The following is an 18,349-nucleotide window of genomic DNA, read 5'->3' on the forward strand; positions in this document are numbered from 1 at the left end:
GCGTGAGTGCGAACGAACGGATCTTCATCTTCAGTTCCTCTCGTACCGGGTGGAATCGCAACCCACATCTGGTTGCACTGCTTGTAGTTACACTCGGCCTCGGAGGAGCGTTGGTTAGCGGGGGATTAAGCGAACCAACAAAGAACAGGGCTCTAACAGAGGACACAGAGGTCACGGAGGAACTCATCACGACCGTCTCTTTCCTCTGTGTACTCCGTGTCCTCTGTTAGAGGCTATTTTCTTTTCAGAGCTCCCAAACGCGAAAGAGGCGGCCTTCGCTGGGAGGCCGCCTCGTCGCGCGTGGATCGCGATCGGGTGGGGTCAGCGGCGGCACTCGCCGGAGGCCAGCGACTTCCATCCCTCCTGCTGGCGGAGGGGGCCCACGTAGCGCGCGTTGTACGAGTAGCGCGCCTGCACGGCGCTCACCTGGCTGCGCGTGGACATGATCGAGCTCACGCGGTAGGCGCGCGCCTGCGTCACCGAGCACGATTCGCTCGGCCGGAACCCCGCGAACGCGAACCCGTTCGCGCAGGCGGAGGTGGCCAGCATCACCGCTCCGACCGCCAGGAATCCGCCGATCCTCCGCATCCGGCCCTCCTCGGTTCTGGTGTCCGCATCGCCGCGCTCGCCGCGCGTGTCACGAAGAACGCGCGGCCTGCGTCGCATCTTACATCTCCCGTGAGGTCCGCGCGAGCCGTAGAGTGATCGCGCGACAACAATCTCCCACCCCCGGATCACCGCCATGCCGGCGACCACGAAGGTATCGAGGATCATCCGCGCGCCGCGTGCCGCCGTCTACCGGGCGTGCATCGACCCCGACGCGCTGGCGGCGTGGCGCGCGCCGGAGAACATGACGGCGCGCGTGCACGAGTTCGACGCGCGCGAGGGCGGGCGGTACCGGATGTCGCTCACCTACCGCGACCCGGCGCAGGGCCCCGGCGGCAAGTCGTCGGACGACACGGACACCTTCGGGGGGCGATTCGAAGCGCTGGTGCCGGGCGAACGGATCGTGGAGATCGTGGAGTTCGAGTCGCCCGACCCGCGGTTCGCGGGGGAGATGAGGATGACGACGAGCTTCGCGGACGCCGGCGGCGGCACGGAGGTGACGCTGCTGTGCGAGAACATCCCGCCCGGCATCCGGCCCGAGGACAACGAGGAGGGCTGCCGCCAGTCGCTCCAGAACCTCGCGCGGCTGGTCGAAGAAACGAATCAGCTCACGCAGAGTCAGCAGGGTTAGCAGAGAAACAGCTTCAGTTCTCTGCTAACCCTGCTGACTCTGCGTGAGAAAAAAAGATCGCCGGGGCCCAACGATACTCAGGATTCTCCGGGGAGGTGGAGGGTGAACGCGGCGCCGCCCTCCTCGCGGTTCGTGGCCGTCAGGTCGCCGCCCATGGCGCGGGCCAGGCGCCGGGCGATGGCGAGGCCCAGGCCGCTCCCCGGCTCGCGCTTGGCCTTGGTGCCGCTGGCGATCTGCAGGAACTCCTCGAACACCGTCTCTTCGGCTCCCTCCGGCAGCCCCGGGCCGGTGTCGGAGACGCGGATCCAGCTGCGCCCCGTCTCCACCGCCGCCTCCAGCGTCACCGCGCCCGTCTCGGTGAACTTCACCGCGTTGGAGAGGAGGTTCACCAGGATCTGCCGCACGCGCCCGGCGTCGACGTCGAGCACCGCGTTGCCGTGGCCGTCGATCTCCAGCCTGATCTCCAGCCCCTTGCTGCGCGCCTGCGGCTCCACCGCCACCGTGGCCTCGTCCACCAGCTCGCCCAGGGTCACCGGCTCGCGGTGGAACTCCATCCGCCCCGCGTCGAGCTTGGCGATGTCGAGCACGTCGTTCACCAGCTGCGCCAGGTGGCCGCTGACCTGGCAGATGCGCTCCACCATCTCCTGCTGGTGGGGATCGAGGTCGCCCATGATCCCGTCCTGCAACAGCTCGCTGTAGCCCATGATGGCGGTGATGGGGGTGCGCAGGTCGTGGCTCATGGCGCTGAAGAAGCGCTCTCGGCGCACGGCCGCCAGCCGCAGCGCCTCGTAGCGCGCCGCGTTGCGGAACGCGGCCGCCGCCTGCGCCGCCACCGTCTCCACCAGCCGCACCGTCCGCTCGTCCAGCGCCCGCTCGCCGTGCCAGCCCACGAGCAGCGCGCCGCCGCCGGGCCCCTCGCCCCGCAGCGGCACCGCCACCGCCGTGGCCGCGCCGAAGGGCGGGGCGACGAGCTTCACCTCCGCCAGCCCCGCGTCCCCCCGCGCGGCGGCGATGGTGGCGTCCGCGCCGCGCGCCTCGTCGAGCAGCTGGAGGAGACGATCCACGGCCTCGCGCGGGGGCTCGAGGTCGGCGCACCACTCGCGCGGCGCGTCGAACAGCGGGAGCATGGCCAGCGCGAAATCGGCCCCCAGCAGATCGGGGAGCGCGCGGCAGACGAGGTCGAAGATCTCCGCCGGGTCGACCGTGTCGGCCGCGGCCACGGCCACGCCGCGCAGGATCTTCAGCTCGCGAACGCGCGGGTCGGGGTCCTCGCCGTCGGAGTCGGGCGAAGGGGCGGCGGGGACATCGGGGACGGCAACGGTCTCCTGCGCCATATGGATGAGCCGGAGGGATGAAAGGGAGCGGCGGTGGCGCGGCGGCATCCCGGTTGTATCTTCTCCGCCCCGCGCCGGCAACACCGCCGGACGCGGACGGACCAGGGGAGCCGCCGGATGAGCCTTCCGCCGCTACGTCTGAGGAAGAACGAAGACCGCAGGCTGCGTGCCGGTCACCTGTGGGTGTTCAGCAACGAGGTCGACGTGGAGCGGACGCCGCTCACCGCCTTCGCGCCCGGCGACGCGGTGGAGGTGCAGGACGCCCGCGGCGCGCCGCTGGGGATGGGCTACGTCAATCCCCGCTCGCTGATCGCCGTGCGCCTGGTGAGCCGCGACCGCGACGCCCGGCTGGACCGCGCGCTGCTCAAGCGCCGCCTGGCGCGTGCTCTCTCCCTGCGCGAGCTCCTCTTCGACCGCCCCTACTACCGTCTGGCCTACGGCGAGAGCGACGGCCTCCCCGGCCTCGTCGCCGACCGCTTCGGCGACCACGTCGTCGTGCAGCTGACCACGGCGGGGATGGAGCGGGTGAAGGACGACGTCGTCCAGGCGCTGCGCGATACGATCTCGCCGGCGGGGATCCTGTTCCGCAACGATGCGTCCGGCCGCGCGCTGGAGGGGCTGGACGCGTACGTGGAGGCGGCGTTCGGCGCGGTGCCGGAGGTGGTGCCGCTGGAGGAGAACGGCGTGCGCTTCGAGGCGCCGATGGCGGGGCAGAAGACGGGGTGGTTCTACGACCACCGGATGAACCGCGCGCGGCTGATGGCGTACGCCCGCGGCCGGCGCGTGCTGGACGTGTTCAGCTACGTGGGGGGATGGGGCGTGCAGGCGGCGGCCGCGGGCGCGGAGCACGTGGTCTGCGTCGACGCGTCGGCCGAGGCGCTGGAGCACGCCGCCCGCAACGCCGCGCTGAACGACGCCGCCGACCGCGTCTCCACCCGCCGCGGCGACGCGTTCGACGTGCTGCGGATGATGGCGGCGGAGGGGGAGAAGTTCGACGTGGTGGTGCTGGACCCGCCGGCGTTCATCAAGCGCAGGAAGGACCAGAAGGCGGGCGAGGAGGCGTATCGCCGGGTAAACCAGCTGGCGATGGAGGTGCTGCGGCAGGACGGCATCCTGGTCTCCGCCAGCTGCTCGTACCATCTCCCGCGCGAGGCGCTGCAGGACGCCATGCTGCGCGCCGCGCGCCACCGCGGCCGCTCGCTGCAGATCGTGGAGCAGGGGCACCAGGGCCCCGACCACCCCATCCACCCCGCCATCCCCGAGACCGCCTACCTCAAGGCCTTCTTCGGGCGCGTGGGATAGAACGGACAACTTCAATCTCACGCAGAGGGCGCAGAGGACGCAGAGGAACAGCGAGTTATTCTCTGCGTCCTCTGCGCCCTCTGCGTGAACCATCAGGTCAGCCGGACCTTCACCACGATCTTGCGGACCGCGTCCCTGCCACCGGCCATGCAGCCGGGCTTGTGGCCGTCGGGCGGGAAGAAGAAGGCCACGTCACCGGCGCGCAGGAGGAGCGAGCTGGACACTTTCGGCTCGGCGTAGAAGACGATGTCGTTCGAGGCGTCGTACGGCGTCTCCACCGCGAGCGACGGGGTGGGCGCGTGCAGGATGCGCTCGGCGCCCGAGGCCACGTACTGGATGTCGAGGTACGCGCGGTGCGACTCGAAGCGCTTCTCGGTGGCCGGGCCGGTGTCGTAGCTCGACACCAGCGCGAACACGTCGGCGCCGTGGATGGCGTGGCGCCCGTCGGCGAGGGAGGGGTCGAATGCACGAAGCCACGCCAGGCCGGCATCGATGCCCGGCGCCAGCGTGGCGTATTCTTCGGCGGTGGCCAGGGTGGTCAGGATCATCATCCGCCGCCCGTCTCCACGTGGTCGATCCCCTGCGCGGTGATGCGAACCGTCAAACCGTGGCTTCCCGACTTGCGCACGAAGCCCAGGTCCTCGTGGTAGCGCACCACCCGCTCGGCGTCCTGCCGGGTCATCCCCAGCTCCGCCGCCAGCTCGTATCCGTCCTGGTACTCGCTCTCTCCCTGCTCGCTCTGCTCGTACAGCCGTTCCAGGAACCGGCGCCGCAGCTCGCGGCGGCGGCGCACCTCGTCGCTCATCGCGGCGGCGTGTAGAACACCTGCGTCCAGCGGTACTCGCGGAAGCCCACGCCGGCGCGGGTGTAGCGGCAGTTCTCGATGTTGGCGCGGTGCCCGGGGCTGTTCAGCCAGCCGCGCACCACCTCGGCGGCGGTGCGCTGCCCCATGGCGATGTTCTCGCCCAGCGAGCGGTAGTCGGCGCCCTGCGCGCGCATCCGGTCCACCACGGTGCGTCCGTCGGGCGAGGTGTGCGAGAAGTAGTTGCGGCGCGCCATGTCGTCGCTGTGCGCCTGCGCGGCGCTGGCGGCGGCGCCGTCCCACTGCAGCGCCGGGCATCCCACGCGCGCCCGGTCGGCGTTGATCAGCCGCTCCACCTCGGCCACCATGGAGCCCGCCGCGGGGCCGGCCTCGTAGCGCACCGCGCTTCCGCCGCCGCCCGGCGACGGGCCGTCGCCCGCCATGGCGGCGGGAAGCGCCGGCACGCACGCCGCCGGCGCCAGCGCCAGTGCGAAGAGAACCGGCAGCCTGGTCAGGCTCCTTTCCACGATTGCAGCTCCTTCAGCAGTGCAGCCATCCGCAGATCGTACGGATCCGCGGACGCATCCTCCTCCGCCACGTCGTAGTTCTGCTGTGGCGTTTCAAGGATCAGGGGGATGCCTTGGCTGCGACTGTCATGCAGGAGCCATGCGAACGGATCTCGCCCGATCTGGCCCTCTCCCAGGAGCACGTGCCGGTCGCGATTGCTGCCCAGCGCGCCCTCGCTGTCGTTCAGGTGGAAGAAGCCCGGACGCTCGCCCGCGGCCTGTTCGAATTCGTCGAGGATTTCCGAAAACGCTTGTAGTGACTGGGAGATGTCGTAGCCAGAAGCGTACAGGTGGCAGGTGTCCAGACCGTAGCCGGTGCGCTCGCGCAGCTCGTCGGGGACGTGCCGGAGGATGTCGGCCACCTCGGCGGCGGTGCGCCCCAAAGTTTTTCCGGCTCCGGCAGTGTTTTCCACCAGCAGCCGCGTTTTGCCGGGTGCATTGCGGAGTGCGGCAGTGATCGCCCTGGCCACTCTTTCGGCCGCGGCGGCGGTGTCGCCGTCGCTGGCCGAGCCGGGGTGGAAGCAGACCGCACCGACCCCGAGCGCGTTCGAGCGCTCCATCTCCTTCGCCAGCCCGGCGGCCGCGCGCTCCCACTTCGCCGGGTCCGCCGTGGCCACGCTCAGGACGTAGGCGCCGTGGACGACGACGTGCTCGGGCCTGATCCCCGTCTCCTCGAGCGCGGCGTGGAAGCGCTCCACGCGCTTGGGGTTGATCCCCGACCTGTCGCCGTAGAAGGTGGGCTTGGCGGTGAAGATCTGCACCGCCTGCAGCCCCGCGGCGGCGGCGCGGCGCGCGGCCATGTCGATCCCGCCGTTGTCCACCGCGTGCGTGCCGAAGATGTGGGTCATCTCGACCGAGATTTCGTGGTTGATGGATGGTCCCCGTGCTCGCCCGGCGCGGAGGCCCTCTCCCCCCCGACCCCCCACCCCCAAAACAGCCTGGGGGAGGGGGGAGATCGGGATCTGTCATTCGTCTGCTTCGGACGGATCTGCGGCTTCGGTGCGGGAACCCAGCGCTTCCGTGATCCGGCCGACTACGGATGCGAGGTCGGTCAGCACCTCTTCGTTGGTGAAACGGATCACCTTGAAGCCCGACTGCTCCAGCGCGCGGGTGCGGTACTCGTCGCGGAGGCGCTGTTCCTCCTCGTCGTGGTACTTCCCGTCGACCTCCACCACCAGCTTCCGCTCGGCGCAGTACAGATCGAGGACGAAGCGTCCGACCGCGTGCTGCCGGCGGAAGCGGTAGCCGTCCAGCGCGCCGCGCCGGAGCCGCTGCCAGAGCACGTCCTCCGCCGGCGTCGACTTCTTCCGCATCTCCCGTGCGGCCTCGTCGAGCTCCTGCGTCGTCCCCCTGATTCGACGGTTCCGGAATCGCATCAGAAAGCCGCGTTCGGGGTTCAGGTCTCCCCCTCCCCCAGGCTGTTTTGGGGGAGGGGGGCGGGGGGAGAGGGCTTCCGCGCCGCGGCCGCACCGGGGCTCTTCTATCAAACGAGGTCTGTCACCCCTTCAGCTGGCCGTGGAAGATCTCGCGCAGGCGGGTTTCGTTCCCCTCCAGCTCGGTCACCAGGCGGCGGACCTCGGCGGTGGAGGCGGCGTTGGGGAGGTCGGTCTTCACCTCCTGCCCGCCCGTCGCCCGGGGTAGGAACACCACCGTCACCTTCCACCCCTCCACGCCCGTGGCCTTCCGCGCCACCAGGTCCACGCTGTACTCGGCGCCGTCCACCTCCAGACGGTTGGCCAGCCGGTGCTCCTTCCACGAGGAGCTCCGCGAAAGAGCCATGTCTTCGATCTCCCAGATTCGCTCGTTCCCCCGCCCTGGATGGTCGCGTGGCGGGGCGGTTGTCGCGGGGCGGCGAAGGGTGCATCTTTTCTTCGTCCGCCCGCGCGGGGCGCCGCTTTCCGGGGCGCCGCAGCAACATAACCGGCGGCCGGAGAGCCCGGCAAACGCCGCCCGCATCAACCCTGGGACCCTGCCCATGCCCTCGCCCGTGTCGCTCTGGTTCGAGCGCCTTCCCGAAGACACCGAGAACAAGCTGGAGCGCGCCGAGGCGCTGGCCCGCGAGGACCTGGTGGAGGTGCACGCGCGGCTGGCCACCGACCTCATCGGCATCCTGGCCCCGCGCATGCCCTTCGACGAAGCCATCGACCGCTACCTGGAGAGCATGGGGCTGGAGGGCGAAGATGCCGAGGCCGTGGGCACCCGCTCCGTGGCGCTGATGGACGAGGGCGACGTGGCCGAGGACCTGGCGCGCGAGGGCACGCGCGGCTGGGGGTTCGACTGGCGCTACGCCACGCCGCTGGGCGCGCTGCGCTTCATCCAGCGGCAGAAGAAGCGCAGCGACGAGGAGCGGCTGTGGCTGGAGCTGGCCGCCGCCCGCGCCGAGGAGAAGCTGGCCGACGCGCACGCCCGCCACGCCGAGGAGTTCATCCGCATCCTCGACGAGGAGGTGGACCCCACGCGCGCGGTGGAGCTCTACGTCGAGCGGCTGAACCTGCCCGAGATCCGCGCGCGCATCGTCTACCAGCGCGTGCTGGCGCGGCTGGCCGAGTCGGAGCTGCCGCGGCTGAACGAGGACGAGAGCGGCACGCCGTCTTCCCCGGCGGCGGAGACTTCGGGTTCGGAGGACGCGTCCGCGGCGGAAGCGGAGGCCTCCGGCGCCACGGGGTGACCGGCGGGCCAGCATGGACCTTGCACCCCGCGCCCACCGCGAATCGGGCGCGGGGTGCTTTTCGCGATACCACGACTGGGGATACGGAACGGGGGACGATGACGAGGCTCACCAGGCAGGCGGCCGCGGCGGCCGCGCTCGCGCTTCTGCTCGGCGCGTGCGGCGGCGGCGACAGCGGGGAGAAGGGCGGCACGGCCAACGCGCCGCGCGACACGGGGAAGGCGGACACCGCCACGGGCCAGGCGCAGGGCACCGGCGGGCAGACCGCCGCCGCGCCGGGCGAGGACAACGGCCCGAAGGCCAGCACCGGGCCCAACGAGCTGGGGCGCTTCCTGGTCCTCGAGTACCACCGCATCGGCCCCAACGAGGGCGAGTGGTACCGCTCGGAGGAGCACTTCCGCAACGACCTGCGCATGCTGTACGAGCGCGGCTACCGCCCCGTGACCATGCGCGAGGTGGCCGAGGGGAACATCAACCTGCCGGCGGGGACGTCGCCGGTGGTGTTCGTGTTCGACGACTCGTCGCAGGGGCAGTTCTACTATCTCCCCGATGGCAGCATCGACCCGCACAGCATGGTGGGGATGTGGGAGGCGTTCCGGCGCCAGAACCCCGCGTGGCGCGGCGGCGGCACCTGGTGCGTGCTCCCCGGCGCGACGTACCCCTCCAACTTCTGGGGCGAGAAGAAGAGCAACGAGGTGCCGCGCGAGCAGCGCGAGGCCAGCATCAAGAAGAAGGTGGATTTCCTGGTGCAGAACGGCCACGAGATCTGCAACCACACCATGTGGCACGCGCAGCTCTCGAAGTATCCCGACAATTTCGTGCAGGAGCAGATCGGCGGCGGGCAGGACTCCATCTCCCACTACCTGCCGGCGGATTACAAGATCACCACCTTCGCGCTGCCGCTGGGGCTGTGGCCGAAGAACCGGCCGCTGGCGTGGCACGGGACGTATCGCGGTACGAAGACGTACAGCTACAACGTGGTGCTGGAGGTGTCGGGAGGGCCGCAGGTGTCGCCGTTCGACAGGGCGTGGGACCCGCACTCGGTGGACCGCTTCATCGCCGCGCCGGGCGCGATCGAGCGGCAGCTGGCGTACTGGGACCAGCACCCGCAGGAGCGCTACGTCTCCGACGGCGACCCCAACGTGGTGAGCTATCCCCAGCGCGAGGCGGCCAAGCTGGGCAACATCGGCAGCCGCCGCAGCCAGGTCGTCGCCGATTCGCGACCCCCCGCGGGCGCCGCGCCGACGGCCGCACCGCCGCCCGCGGGCGCGACGAAGACGGGGCGGTGAAGTGCTGAGTGCTGAGTGGCGAGCAGGGTGCGGGAGATGGATTTTGGGGAGGATGCGAGTGAACTCGCGGCTACAACGACACACAGTCCGCCTTCGCGGACTTCGAGGGCGATGACGCAGGCGCGGGGTGGCCGATCGGCTGCCCCGCGTTCCTTCTCATGATCGGAAGCTCATCACCCGCGCGGATGCGTCCGCGGGAATCCGCGAAGGCGAACTTCGGGCCGTTGTTGCCGCGAATTCCATTCGCCCGTCTCCAATCTCCAATCTCCAATCCCGCGATCTCCAATCCCCTCGATCCTGCCGCCTCGCTGTGACACGCGCCGTCCATGCGCGCGGACAAAACGCGTCCGGCGGCGCGCTTGCGGGGGTTCGCGCGCGGAGGCTACGCTGTTGCCGCGCCACCACTTGCATCTGCGGTGCGGCATCGGAGCGATGCTTGCCTCTGCGGGGGCGCGGTGCTCCGACCGCGGCGCGCAGGCGCCGGACCCAACCCGACCAACTCCGAGGATTCCAGGCCATGAAGAAAGCCATCGTGGGTCTGTTCGCCGCCGCCGCGCTGGCCGCGGGCACGGGCCACGCCTCCGCGCAGGGCAACCTGCCGATCTCGATCGAGGCGCGGATCGACGCCGGCATCCCCACCGGCGACTTCGCCGACGGGTTCGACGTGGGCGTGGGGTGGGGCGTGTTCGGCGCCATCGACCTGACGCCGAACTTCGCCATCTACGGCGGCTACTCGCAGTTCAGCTTCGACGTGAAGGACACCGACCTGAACGCCAAGGACGACGGCTTCGACCTGGGCGGCCGCGTGCTGCTGGGAACGGGCGCCGGGGTGTGGACGCCGTTCGGACAGTTCGGCGTGCTCTTCCACGACGAGACCGGCTTCGAGTTCGGCCTGGGCGCGGAGTACCCGGTGGGCACCGGCGTCACGCTCACCCCGCTCGCGCGCTTCCGCAAAGTCGGCGACGCGCAGTACGTGGGCATCGGCGTGGGGCTGTCGCTGCGACCCTGACAGGGGTCAGGGAACAGCTGGCGGTACTCCTGCAGGGGCGGCCTCTCGCACGAGAGGCCGCCCCTTCGCACTGGCACCATCATCTCCGCCCGCGTAGTCTCAGTGCCCGTCGACCTCCCGCTCAACGCACCGACGCACCCGTGCACTCACGCACTTCCGTCTCCATGTCCGATCCCATCGGCAGCGCCGCGGGCGACGGCGGGTTCTCGCCGCACATCGAGTTCAGCCGCGACGAGTGGGCGCGGCTGCGCGGCGCCACTCCGCTCACGCTCGACCAGGCCGACCTCGACGCGCTGCGCAGCGCCGACGAGCACGTGTCGATGGACGAGGTGATGGAGGTCTACCTCCCCCTCTCGCGCCTGCTGAACCTGTACGTGGCGGCCACGCAGCAGCTCTTTCGCGTCACCGACAACTTCCTGGGGAGCCCGGCGGCCAGGGTGCCGTACGTGATCGCCGTGGCGGGCTCGGTGGCCGGAGGAAAGAGCACCACGTCGCGCATCCTGCAGGCGTTGCTGGCGCGGTGGCCGGACCATCCCAAGGTCGACCTGGTTACCACCGACGGCTTCCTCTTTCCCAACGCGGTGCTGGAGGAGCGCGGGATCATGCACCGCAAGGGGTTCCCGGAGAGCTACGACGTGCGGCGGCTGGTGCGCTTCCTGGCCGAGCTCAAGTCCGGCGCGGCCGAGGTGCGCGCGCCCGTGTACTCGCACCTGATCTACGACATCGTGGCCGGGCGGGAGCTGGTGGTGCGCCGCCCCGACATCCTGATCCTCGAGGGGCTGAACGTCCTGCAGACGGGCGGCCCCGCCGACCGGCCGTCGCGGGTGTTCGTGTCCGACTTCTTCGACTTCTCCATCTACATCGACGCGCGCGAGGAAGACCTGGAGACGTGGTACCTGCAGCGCTTCCAGCGCCTGCGCGAGACCGCGTTCCGCGACCCCACGTCGTTCTTCCACCAGTACGCCACGGGGATGAGCGAGCAGGAGGCGATGGAGTTCGGCCACCAGGTGTGGGCCACCATCAACGCCGTGAACCTGCGCGAGAACATCGAGCCCACCCGCGAGCGCGCCCGGCTGATCCTGGAGAAGGGGAAGGACCATCGCATCGAGCGGGTGTGGCTGCGGAAGCTCTGAGTGCGAAAGTGCGGGAGTGCGAAAGTGCGAAAGTGCGAAAGTGCGAAAGTGCGAAAGTGCGGGAGTGCGGGAGTGCGTGGAGATAGGGTGCGACGCGACGGATCCCGAGCCCGCGCTGAGTTCTCCCCTCCCCTGCGAAGCGGGGGAGGGGCCGGGGGAGGGGGCCAGCCGGGGCGGGCAGGATGCCTGTCGAAGCCGCCATCGATGCCTGGTAGTCAAACGCAGGGGGATGAAGCCATAAACGCCGGATGATGAAGAAGAACGACCTGCTCGAATCCCTCGGCATTGCCCACCGATCGCCCGATGCGCTCGTGAAGCGGCACCCGCACGTCACGAGCGCAGCGAGCCCGTCCCTCCCCCAGTCGGTTTTGGGGGAGGGACAGGCGCGAAGCGCCAGGGAGAGGGCGCGCGCGGGCGCCTCGCTGCACGAATCCCGGAGATCCCACCTGACTTTTCGTTGATGCCCGACATCACCCTCACCCCCGAATCCGCGCGCGCGCTGATGCTGGCGGCGATGGGGCTGGACCGCCGCCCCCGCCGCCGCGCGTCGAAGCACGACGTGCTGGCGTGCATCCGCCGCATGGGCGCGCTGCAGATCGACACCATCTCCGTGGTCAACCGCAGCCCGTACTTCGTGCTGTGGTCGCGCCTCGGCGCGTACGAGCCGCGCTGGCTCGACGAGCTGCTGGCCGAGGGCGCGCTGTTCGAGTACTGGGCGCACGAGGCCTGCTTCCTTCCCATCGAGGACTATCCACTCTTCCGCCACAAGATGCTCGACCGGAGCTGGATGGGGTGGCGCTACCGGGTGGAAGACAAGTACGCGAAGGAGATCGGCGACCTGCTGGCCCACGTCCGCGCCAACGGCCCCGTACGCTCCGCCGAGCTCGGCGCCCCGAGGTCCGGCACCGGCAGCTGGTGGGGATGGAAGCTGGAGAAGCTCATCCTCGAGGCGCTCTTCTCCACCGGCGAGCTGATGATCGCGCGGCGCGAGGGGTTCCAGCGCGTATACGACCTGCGCGAGCGCGTTCTCCCCGGCTGGGACGACGCCGCGCTCCCGCCGGCAGAGGCGGCGCAGCGCACGCTGGTGTTGAAGGCGGTGCGCGCGCTCGGCGTGGCGAAGGCGAAGTGGGTGGCGGACTGGTACCGCATGTCGAAGAAGGAGACGCCGCGCATCGTCCGCGAGCTGGCGGCGGAGGGTGCGCTCCTCGAAGTCTCCGTCGACGGGTGGAAGGAGCCGGGGTACGTCCATCGCGACCACCGCGACCTCGCCCGGTCGGCGGAGGCGGGGGAGATCAGGCCGGTGCTGACGACGCTCCTCTCCCCCTTCGACCCGCTGGTGTGGGACCGCCAGCGCGGGAGCGAGATGTTCGGCTTCGACTACCGGCTGGAGTGCTACACGCCCGCGCCGAAGCGCGTCTACGGCTACTTCACCCTCCCCATCCTCCGCCGCGGCGCGCTGGTCGGCCGGGTGGACGCCAAGGCGCACCGCCGCGAGGGTGTGTTCGAGCTCAAGGCCGTGCACCTTGAGCCCGGCGTGCGCGCCACCAACGCGCTGGTGGCGGACGTCGCCCGGGCGGTGCGCGAGTGCGCGGCGTGGCACGGCACCCCGCGCATCACCGTGCGCCGCGGCGACCCGCCCGCCTTCGCCGCGAAGCTCTCGGCCGCCGTCGATTCGGAATAGTTGCGCAACCCGGCGCGCGGGCGCTTCGTATCTCCATTCGTGCGACGGACCCCATCACCCCGAGCCGACGATGCAGACGACCACTCCGCCCGCCGCGATGCCCCTCTGGCTTCCCTTCCTCTTCCCCGTCTTCTTCGCGGGGATGTGGCTCTTCGTCACCTACCTGCTGGCGGTGCTGAGCGGGTGGCGGGCGCTGGCGCGCAGGTACCGCGCACAGTCCGCCGCAGGGCCGTGGACCGCGCCGTGGGCATCGGGTTACTTCAACTGGTTCGGCCTGCCCGTGGGCTTCAGCAGCTGCCTGAACGTCGGCGTGAGCGCGCGCGGCGTGGTGCTGAGGCCGGTGCTGGTCTTCGCCGCCGGCGCGCCGCGGCTGGAGATCCCGTGGGAGGAGATGATGGAGTGCCGCAGCTGGCGCCTGTTCGGCATCTTCCCCCGCTTCAGCTTCGTCACCGCCGGGCCGCGGGTGAAGATCACGCTGGTGGGCCGCGCCGGCGCGCTGCTGGACGACGTGTTCGCGCGTGAGCTTCCCGGCCGCGCCGCCGCCGGCGCGTGACGGGCCAACCCCCTCCCCCGGTGCCGCCATGCCGCTGACCTCGCGCGACAGGAAGGACTACATCCTCCGCATGATCGAGCAGATCCGGCGGCTGGTGGAGGAGATGATGGGGAAGGTGAAGGAGGGCGGCGCGCCGGGCGAGCTGCTGGCGCGGGCGCAGCAGGGCGTGGGCGAGCTGCTGGGCCCGCTGGCCGGCATCGCGCCGCGGATGGATTCGGTCACCGCGGGGCAGATGGTGGGCGATCCCGACGTCCTGGGCGCCTGGGCCGAGGTCACCGCCGCCGAGGCCGAGGCGTACCGCGCCGCCGGCGACGCCGCCACCGCCGCGTCGTGCGCGCGCCGGGCGCTGGAGCTGGTGCTCGAGGCGCATCTCCGCACCCCGGCCGACCGCGCCGACCTGGTCGCGCTGATCGCGCGCCTGCGCCCACAGGTGGACGCGGCCGCCCTCGCCCCGCGCCACGGGGACGCGCTCGCCGACGTCCCCGCCGCCCCATCCTGAGCGGTTGTCGTCAATGCTGTGGACAGCCATCGGGTGTCATCCGGACAGGTGTTGCCAAACCCGCGGACACCCCGTCGGGTGTCATCCTGAGGGCGCGGAGCACCGGAACCGAATAAGCGCTGAACTCCGCGCGCCCGAAGGATCTTGCATCGACATGCGCGAGGTCCGTGACGCCGAGCCGGCGTCTCCGCGGGCTCGGTTAGATCCTTCGGTCGGCGCCAAACATCGACGCAGACGCGAGTTCGGCGCGGCGCCTCCCTCATCAGGATGACAGCGAGGGTGTCCCGGAAATATCGAGATCGGCAAACACCGTCTGAGCGTTCTGGCTGTATCGCATCCCGCGATCTGTATCCTTTTGTCACCCTGCCTGTCACGGCTTCGCGGTTCCCAAACGTTCTTTCGGCAGATCCGGATCTGCTCACCCGAACTTCATCCTGTCGTGAGACTCCATTCGATCGCCGCCGCCGCCGCGCTGGCCGCCCTTGTCGCGTGCAGCGGCGGCACGCCCGTCACGGTGCGCCCGGCCGAGCTCGTCGGCTCGTGGAAGTCGGACGTGGTCTTCGTGAACGGCGCCGCCACGCCCGACGGCGCGCGCAACCTGGAGCGCACGGAGACGTGGACGTTCGCGGCGAACGGGCGGTACTCGCGGCAGGCGCTGCAGTACGACCCGCTCAGCGGCCGGTCGTACACCGAGTACGTGGACGAGGGCACCTGGACGGTCGCGTCCGACCGCGTCCTGGAGCTGAAGCCCGAACGGCAGTTCTATACCCCGCCGCTTCAGCCCGCGACGAATCCCACCCTGGTGGCGTCGAGCGGATACACGTCCAGGTACAGCTTCGGGATCGACGCGAACGTGCTCAGCGCAAGCTGGATCTGCCCGGCCAACGCGAGTTGCGTCCACACCCCCCCGCTGTCGCTGCACCGCGTCCAGCAGCTTCTCGGCGCAAGGTCGCCGCGCTGACGCTCCCGTCTCCATCGACGCCGTGACGTTCGGGGGTGATGCGTGGGCATGCCCATCACCCCCGCACCTGTGCATCCTCGCGGTTCCCCAACGTTCTTGCGGTGGGTCCGGATCTGCCCACGCCAACCTCGTCCGGTCATGAGACTCCATTCGATCGCCGCAGCCGCCCTCGTCGCCCTTGCCGCGTGCGGCGACGGCGGCACGCCCGTGAGCGTCGAGGCGCGCTCCCTCGCCGGCTCGTGGAAGACGGACGTGGCCATCGTCCACGACGCGGTCACGCCCGACGGCAACCGCGACCTGGAGCGCACGGAGACGTGGACGTTCGAGGAGAACGGGCGGTATGTGCGGCAGGCGCTGCAGTACGACCCGCTCAGCGGCCGGTCGTACACCGAGTACTTCGAGGATGGGATCTGGGGCGTGCAGCCGGGCCACGTCCTGGCGCTGAGGCCGGAGCGCCAGTTCTTCGCCCTCCGCACCTGGGAGCCGTCGCCGGACCCGGTGCTGCAGCCGGCGAGCGGGTTCACATTCAAGTACAGCTACGGGATTCAGGACGACGTGCTCAACGTGACTTGGCCCTGCTCCGGCGGCTTCCAGCTCTGTGTCTTCATCGCGACCGGGCTGCACCGCGTCCAGCAGCAGCCGTTCGGCGCGCTGTCGCGCTGACGGTTCCGTCTCCACCAACGCGGTGACGTTTCGGGGGTGATGCGTTAGCTTGGCGCATCACCCCCGAACCGTGTCGAGCCGCATGCGACGCATCTCCATCTCCCTGCTCCTGGCCGTTTCCGCCGCCTGCGCCGCGCCCGGAACCGCCGCCCAGCCGCGCCCGTCCGGCGACGCGCCGCTGCAGGCCGTGGTCTCGCTGACCGCGGACTGGGATTCCACCGCCGCCGTGCTGCAGCGCTACGAGCGCGCGACCCCGTCGTCCCCATGGCGCGCGGTGGGGACGCCGGTCGCGGCGATGGTGGGGCGCACGGGGCTGGCGTGGGGGCGGGGAATCGAGGTCGCCCACGGCGCCGGGCCGGAGAAGCGCGAGGGAGACGGGAAGGCGCCGGCGGGCGTCTTCCGCCTGGGCCCGGCGTTCGGCTACGCGCCGGCGGACTCGGTGCGGTGGATCCGGCTGCCGTACGTGCACAGCCTGCCCAGCGTGAAGTGCGTGGACGATGCGCGCTCGCGCTTCTACAACCGCGGGCTGGTGGACCAGGACACCGTTCCCGCGCCCGACTGGAGCAGCCACGAGGAGATGCGGCTCTCCACCGGAGTGTACCGCCTGGGGATCTGGGTGTCTCACAACGATTCACCGCCGGTGCCGGGCGGCGGGTCGTGCATCTTCATGCACGTGTGGCAGGGGCCGGGCGTGCCCACTGTCGGCTGTACGTCGATGGACGCGGCCGACATCGAAGCATTGCTGCGGTGGCTGGACCCGCGCGCCCGCCCCGTGCTGGTGCAGGCCCCGCGCGCCGCATACCCCGCGCTGGCCGCCGCGCTCGGCCTCCCGGCGCGCGCCTGACGTCCGGGCGCGCGGCTTGCCCATCGCCGCGCCACACGTTCGACGGATGACGAACCCGGACCGAGGAGACGGCATGCCTGCGTTCTTCATGAGCAGGTACGAGGAGATCACGCTGGCGCTGCTGCGCGTGGTGGCGGGGCTGATGCTGGCGCAGCACGGCGCGCAGAAGCTGCTGGGCGTGCTGGCGCCGCCCGACCAGCCCGCGCGGGCGATCGAGGCGTTCAGCCGCAGCTGGTTCGCGGGGGTGCTGGAGCTGGTGCTGGGGCCGCTGCTGGCGCTGGGGCTGGCCACGCGCGTGGTGGCGTTCATCCTGTCGGGCGAGATGGCGTTCGCCTACTTCCTGGTGCACGCGAAGCAGGGCTTCTGGCCGATCCTGAACCGCGGCGAGCTGGCGGCGCTCTACTGCTTCGTCTTCTTCTACCTCTCCGCCCGCGGCGGCGGCCGCTACAGCCTCGACGCCGTCCTCGCCCGCCGGCGCGGGGAGCCGGTGGTTGATCCAGGCGGCGCGAGTACGCGACGGGCGGTGGCGTAGGCCTCGCCCGGCTGGGGCCCTCACCCGAAAAACGGAGCGGTCGAGACAAAACTGCCGTCTCGACCGCTCCGTTTTTCGACCTCTCCCAACACCGACGCGGAGAGGTAACTGCAACGACGACTTCGAGATCCGGGAGCTTGGCTGATGCACCCACGCCGTTCCCGCGCTGACGTCATCCTGAGGCCGGCCAGACTGTAATCAGCGTCTGCGCAAGAGCTTGCAGGCCGAAGGATCTGACAGCTTAGCGTTTTGTTGACATCGGGAAAAAGAAGGAGCATGAGGCACCACACCCAATCGCCAAGAAAGGGAGGTGTCCCATGCTCTTGCTGGAGACAAGTATCCAGCAGGCTTCGACCATGCTCGGCAACGTCGCCCCCTACGTCCTGGCGGACCGCCGTCCGCCGGAGCGAACGACCAGCGTGATCGAGCGTGAGATGCGCGAGATCAACCGGAGAACGGACGTGGGCGCGCGCTGGTCCATCCCCGGCGTCGACCACCTCCTCCGCCTCCGGCACTCCAACCGCATCAACCCGGACGACTTCGACCGCGTCTGGAGTACAGTTCAGAAACCCGAGTTTCACCTGGTGCCTCTGACCTGATGTCAACGAAAGGGATTGCTATCAATCATCTATCGAAACCGATCGTCCCGAAGCGGCTGCCGGTGGGACGGAAGTGCCAGCGGTGGCGGTGTTTTGGCGAATCGTTGACCGGCTGGAATCGTGGCTGCATAGTCCACGCGTTCGCTCGTTCGGTGCGGCCAGAGCGGGGGCGGGGATACTTCCGAGCAGCCGTGTCGGGCGGGCGGACAATCGGGTGGGTGGGTGTGCGAAACGCCGGGCGGCTTCTGCCGTCCGGCGTTTCGTCTCTGGGACTTCGGTCGGATGAAGATGGGTGCGTCTCTGCCGATCGCGGTGCTGGGCAGGCCACAGATCCTTCGGCCTGCACGCTCTGGCGCAGACGCGATCACGGTCTGGCCGGCCCAGACTGTGTAAAAACCTCCTGGAGCGGTTTCTCCGGGCGACATGGAGGCCGGCTCTTCGCACCTGCCTGGGCGGTTGTGGGGACTACCTGCAGTGCCCCCTATAGCTTCAGGGATGCCTCCTTGTTCGCCCGGGGCCGTGCAGCCCGAAAACGGCCCCCAAAGCCGCTCACGCAGGCGCAAGCACGCCCCGCGAGGTGCCGCGCCTTTTCCTGAGCCGCTCCAGGAGACACTTCACCCCCAGCACGTTGATGACGCGCCTCAGGTTGTAGGAGAGCGCCATCAGACTGAATTCCC

At 70.2% G+C, this 18,349-nt stretch carries 23 protein-coding genes; 15 read left to right on the forward strand and 8 right to left on the reverse strand.

What is annotated here, in order from left to right:
• Window positions 1-321: 321 nt before the first annotated feature.
• Window positions 322-588: a hypothetical protein gene (locus VF092_19815; GenBank protein ID HEX6749552.1), complete on the reverse strand. Its 267-nt coding sequence runs from the start codon at window positions 586-588 to the stop codon at window positions 322-324.
• Window positions 589-742: 154 nt separating this feature from the next.
• Here VF092_19815 and VF092_19820 point away from each other — a divergent pair, with 154 nt between their 5' ends.
• Window positions 743-1,237, forward strand: coding sequence for an SRPBCC family protein (locus VF092_19820; protein ID HEX6749553.1), 495 nt, complete (start codon window positions 743-745; stop codon window positions 1,235-1,237).
• A 77-nt stretch (window positions 1,238-1,314) separates the two neighbouring features.
• Here the strand turns inward: VF092_19820 and VF092_19825 are convergent, their stop codons facing one another.
• On the reverse strand, window positions 1,315-2,571 hold the full coding sequence (locus VF092_19825; protein HEX6749554.1) for a HAMP domain-containing sensor histidine kinase: 1,257 nt from the start codon (window positions 2,569-2,571) through the stop codon (window positions 1,315-1,317).
• 117 nt (window positions 2,572-2,688) lie between these two features.
• Here VF092_19825 and VF092_19830 point away from each other — a divergent pair, with 117 nt between their 5' ends.
• Complete coding sequence (locus tag VF092_19830; GenBank protein HEX6749555.1) at window positions 2,689-3,873, forward strand: class I SAM-dependent rRNA methyltransferase; 1,185 nt, start codon at window positions 2,689-2,691, stop codon at window positions 3,871-3,873.
• Between the two features lie 92 nt (window positions 3,874-3,965).
• On the opposite strand, the gene VF092_19835 is transcribed toward VF092_19830, so the two are convergent.
• From VF092_19835 to VF092_19860, 6 genes are all read right to left on the reverse strand, one after another.
• Window positions 3,966-4,421, reverse strand: a complete 456-nt coding sequence (locus tag VF092_19835; protein HEX6749556.1) for a YhcH/YjgK/YiaL family protein — start codon at window positions 4,419-4,421, stop codon at window positions 3,966-3,968.
• Complete coding sequence (locus tag VF092_19840) at window positions 4,421-4,678, reverse strand: hypothetical protein (GenBank protein HEX6749557.1); 258 nt, start codon at window positions 4,676-4,678, stop codon at window positions 4,421-4,423. The genes VF092_19835 and VF092_19840 overlap by 1 nt, the downstream gene beginning before the upstream one ends.
• Window positions 4,675-5,202 carry a CAP domain-containing protein gene (locus VF092_19845; GenBank protein HEX6749558.1) on the reverse strand — a complete coding sequence of 176 codons (528 nt, stop codon included), beginning with the start codon at window positions 5,200-5,202 and terminating at the stop codon, window positions 4,675-4,677. The genes VF092_19840 and VF092_19845 overlap by 4 nt, the downstream gene beginning before the upstream one ends.
• A complete protein-coding gene (locus VF092_19850; protein ID HEX6749559.1) occupies window positions 5,187-6,089 on the reverse strand; it encodes a deoxyribonuclease IV in 903 nt (300 codons plus the stop codon). Before VF092_19850 ends, VF092_19845 begins: the two co-directional genes overlap by 16 nt.
• 117 nt (window positions 6,090-6,206) lie before the next feature.
• On the reverse strand, window positions 6,207-6,617 hold the full coding sequence (locus VF092_19855; protein HEX6749560.1) for an endonuclease domain-containing protein: 411 nt from the start codon (window positions 6,615-6,617) through the stop codon (window positions 6,207-6,209).
• A 121-nt stretch (window positions 6,618-6,738) separates the two neighbouring features.
• A complete protein-coding gene (locus tag VF092_19860; GenBank protein HEX6749561.1) occupies window positions 6,739-7,020 on the reverse strand; it encodes a hypothetical protein in 282 nt (93 codons plus the stop codon).
• Window positions 7,021-7,216: 196 nt separating this feature from the next.
• Here VF092_19860 and VF092_19865 point away from each other — a divergent pair, with 196 nt between their 5' ends.
• The 13 genes from VF092_19865 (at window position 7,217) to VF092_19925 (ending at window position 17,672) form a co-directional block, all read left to right on the forward strand.
• Entirely contained in the window at window positions 7,217-7,909 is a 693-nt protein-coding gene (locus VF092_19865) for a hypothetical protein (GenBank protein HEX6749562.1), read from the forward strand.
• Window positions 7,910-8,007: 98 nt separating this feature from the next.
• The gene (locus VF092_19870; GenBank protein HEX6749563.1) at window positions 8,008-9,198 is read left to right on the forward strand and encodes a polysaccharide deacetylase family protein; all 1,191 of its coding nucleotides are present in this window, start codon (window positions 8,008-8,010) and stop codon (window positions 9,196-9,198) included.
• A 517-nt stretch (window positions 9,199-9,715) separates the two neighbouring features.
• Complete coding sequence (locus VF092_19875) at window positions 9,716-10,207, forward strand: hypothetical protein (protein ID HEX6749564.1); 492 nt, start codon at window positions 9,716-9,718, stop codon at window positions 10,205-10,207.
• 164 nt (window positions 10,208-10,371) lie between these two features.
• Entirely contained in the window at window positions 10,372-11,340 is a 969-nt protein-coding gene (gene coaA / locus VF092_19880; GenBank protein HEX6749565.1) for a type I pantothenate kinase, read from the forward strand.
• 251 nt (window positions 11,341-11,591) lie between these two features.
• Window positions 11,592-11,801 carry a hypothetical protein gene (locus VF092_19885; GenBank protein ID HEX6749566.1) on the forward strand — a complete coding sequence of 70 codons (210 nt, stop codon included), beginning with the start codon at window positions 11,592-11,594 and terminating at the stop codon, window positions 11,799-11,801.
• Window positions 11,801-13,021, forward strand: a complete 1,221-nt coding sequence (locus tag VF092_19890) for a crosslink repair DNA glycosylase YcaQ family protein (protein HEX6749567.1) — start codon at window positions 11,801-11,803, stop codon at window positions 13,019-13,021. Before VF092_19885 ends, VF092_19890 begins: the two co-directional genes overlap by 1 nt.
• 70 nt (window positions 13,022-13,091) lie before the next feature.
• Window positions 13,092-13,574: a hypothetical protein gene (locus tag VF092_19895; protein HEX6749568.1), complete on the forward strand. Its 483-nt coding sequence runs from the start codon at window positions 13,092-13,094 to the stop codon at window positions 13,572-13,574.
• A 28-nt stretch (window positions 13,575-13,602) separates the two neighbouring features.
• Window positions 13,603-14,073 (forward strand): hypothetical protein, encoded by a 471-nt coding sequence (locus VF092_19900; protein HEX6749569.1) that lies wholly within the window; start codon window positions 13,603-13,605, stop codon window positions 14,071-14,073.
• A gap of 439 nt (window positions 14,074-14,512) precedes the next feature.
• The gene (locus VF092_19905) at window positions 14,513-15,034 is read left to right on the forward strand and encodes a hypothetical protein (GenBank protein HEX6749570.1); all 522 of its coding nucleotides are present in this window, start codon (window positions 14,513-14,515) and stop codon (window positions 15,032-15,034) included.
• 138 nt (window positions 15,035-15,172) lie between these two features.
• Window positions 15,173-15,697, forward strand: a complete 525-nt coding sequence (locus VF092_19910; GenBank protein ID HEX6749571.1) for a hypothetical protein — start codon at window positions 15,173-15,175, stop codon at window positions 15,695-15,697.
• An 82-nt stretch (window positions 15,698-15,779) separates the two neighbouring features.
• Window positions 15,780-16,541 carry a L,D-transpeptidase family protein gene (locus VF092_19915; GenBank protein ID HEX6749572.1) on the forward strand — a complete coding sequence of 254 codons (762 nt, stop codon included), beginning with the start codon at window positions 15,780-15,782 and terminating at the stop codon, window positions 16,539-16,541.
• 73 nt (window positions 16,542-16,614) lie between these two features.
• Entirely contained in the window at window positions 16,615-17,073 is a 459-nt protein-coding gene (locus VF092_19920) for a DoxX family protein (GenBank protein HEX6749573.1), read from the forward strand.
• A 317-nt stretch (window positions 17,074-17,390) separates the two neighbouring features.
• Window positions 17,391-17,672, forward strand: a complete 282-nt coding sequence (locus tag VF092_19925) for a hypothetical protein (protein HEX6749574.1) — start codon at window positions 17,391-17,393, stop codon at window positions 17,670-17,672.
• The last annotated feature ends 677 nt before the right edge of the window (window positions 17,673-18,349 follow it).

The sequence above is a fragment of the Longimicrobium sp. genome, assembly GCA_036377595.1.
Taxonomy (GTDB): Bacteria; Gemmatimonadota; Gemmatimonadetes; order Longimicrobiales; family Longimicrobiaceae; genus Longimicrobium.

Coding starts and splice junctions, on each gene's coding strand:
- VF092_19815 (HEX6749552.1), bottom strand. CDS start 588: ATGCGGAGGATCGGCGGATTCCTGGCGGTCGGAGCGGTGATGCTGGCC.
- VF092_19820 (HEX6749553.1), top strand. CDS start 743: ATGCCGGCGACCACGAAGGTATCGAGGATCATCCGCGCGCCGCGTGCC.
- VF092_19825 (HEX6749554.1), bottom strand. CDS start 2,571: ATGGCGCAGGAGACCGTTGCCGTCCCCGATGTCCCCGCCGCCCCTTCG.
- VF092_19830 (HEX6749555.1), top strand. CDS start 2,689: ATGAGCCTTCCGCCGCTACGTCTGAGGAAGAACGAAGACCGCAGGCTG.
- VF092_19835 (HEX6749556.1), bottom strand. CDS start 4,421: ATGATCCTGACCACCCTGGCCACCGCCGAAGAATACGCCACGCTGGCG.
- VF092_19840 (HEX6749557.1), bottom strand. CDS start 4,678: ATGAGCGACGAGGTGCGCCGCCGCCGCGAGCTGCGGCGCCGGTTCCTG.
- VF092_19850 (HEX6749559.1), bottom strand. CDS start 6,089: ATGACCCACATCTTCGGCACGCACGCGGTGGACAACGGCGGGATCGAC.
- VF092_19855 (HEX6749560.1), bottom strand. CDS start 6,617: ATGCGATTCCGGAACCGTCGAATCAGGGGGACGACGCAGGAGCTCGAC.
- VF092_19860 (HEX6749561.1), bottom strand. CDS start 7,020: ATGGCTCTTTCGCGGAGCTCCTCGTGGAAGGAGCACCGGCTGGCCAAC.
- VF092_19865 (HEX6749562.1), top strand. CDS start 7,217: ATGCCCTCGCCCGTGTCGCTCTGGTTCGAGCGCCTTCCCGAAGACACC.
- VF092_19870 (HEX6749563.1), top strand. CDS start 8,008: ATGACGAGGCTCACCAGGCAGGCGGCCGCGGCGGCCGCGCTCGCGCTT.
- VF092_19875 (HEX6749564.1), top strand. CDS start 9,716: ATGAAGAAAGCCATCGTGGGTCTGTTCGCCGCCGCCGCGCTGGCCGCG.
- coaA (HEX6749565.1), top strand. CDS start 10,372: ATGTCCGATCCCATCGGCAGCGCCGCGGGCGACGGCGGGTTCTCGCCG.
- VF092_19885 (HEX6749566.1), top strand. CDS start 11,592: ATGAAGAAGAACGACCTGCTCGAATCCCTCGGCATTGCCCACCGATCG.
- VF092_19890 (HEX6749567.1), top strand. CDS start 11,801: ATGCCCGACATCACCCTCACCCCCGAATCCGCGCGCGCGCTGATGCTG.
- VF092_19895 (HEX6749568.1), top strand. CDS start 13,092: ATGCAGACGACCACTCCGCCCGCCGCGATGCCCCTCTGGCTTCCCTTC.
- VF092_19900 (HEX6749569.1), top strand. CDS start 13,603: ATGCCGCTGACCTCGCGCGACAGGAAGGACTACATCCTCCGCATGATC.
- VF092_19910 (HEX6749571.1), top strand. CDS start 15,173: ATGAGACTCCATTCGATCGCCGCAGCCGCCCTCGTCGCCCTTGCCGCG.
- VF092_19915 (HEX6749572.1), top strand. CDS start 15,780: ATGCGACGCATCTCCATCTCCCTGCTCCTGGCCGTTTCCGCCGCCTGC.
- VF092_19920 (HEX6749573.1), top strand. CDS start 16,615: ATGCCTGCGTTCTTCATGAGCAGGTACGAGGAGATCACGCTGGCGCTG.
- VF092_19925 (HEX6749574.1), top strand. CDS start 17,391: ATGCTCTTGCTGGAGACAAGTATCCAGCAGGCTTCGACCATGCTCGGC.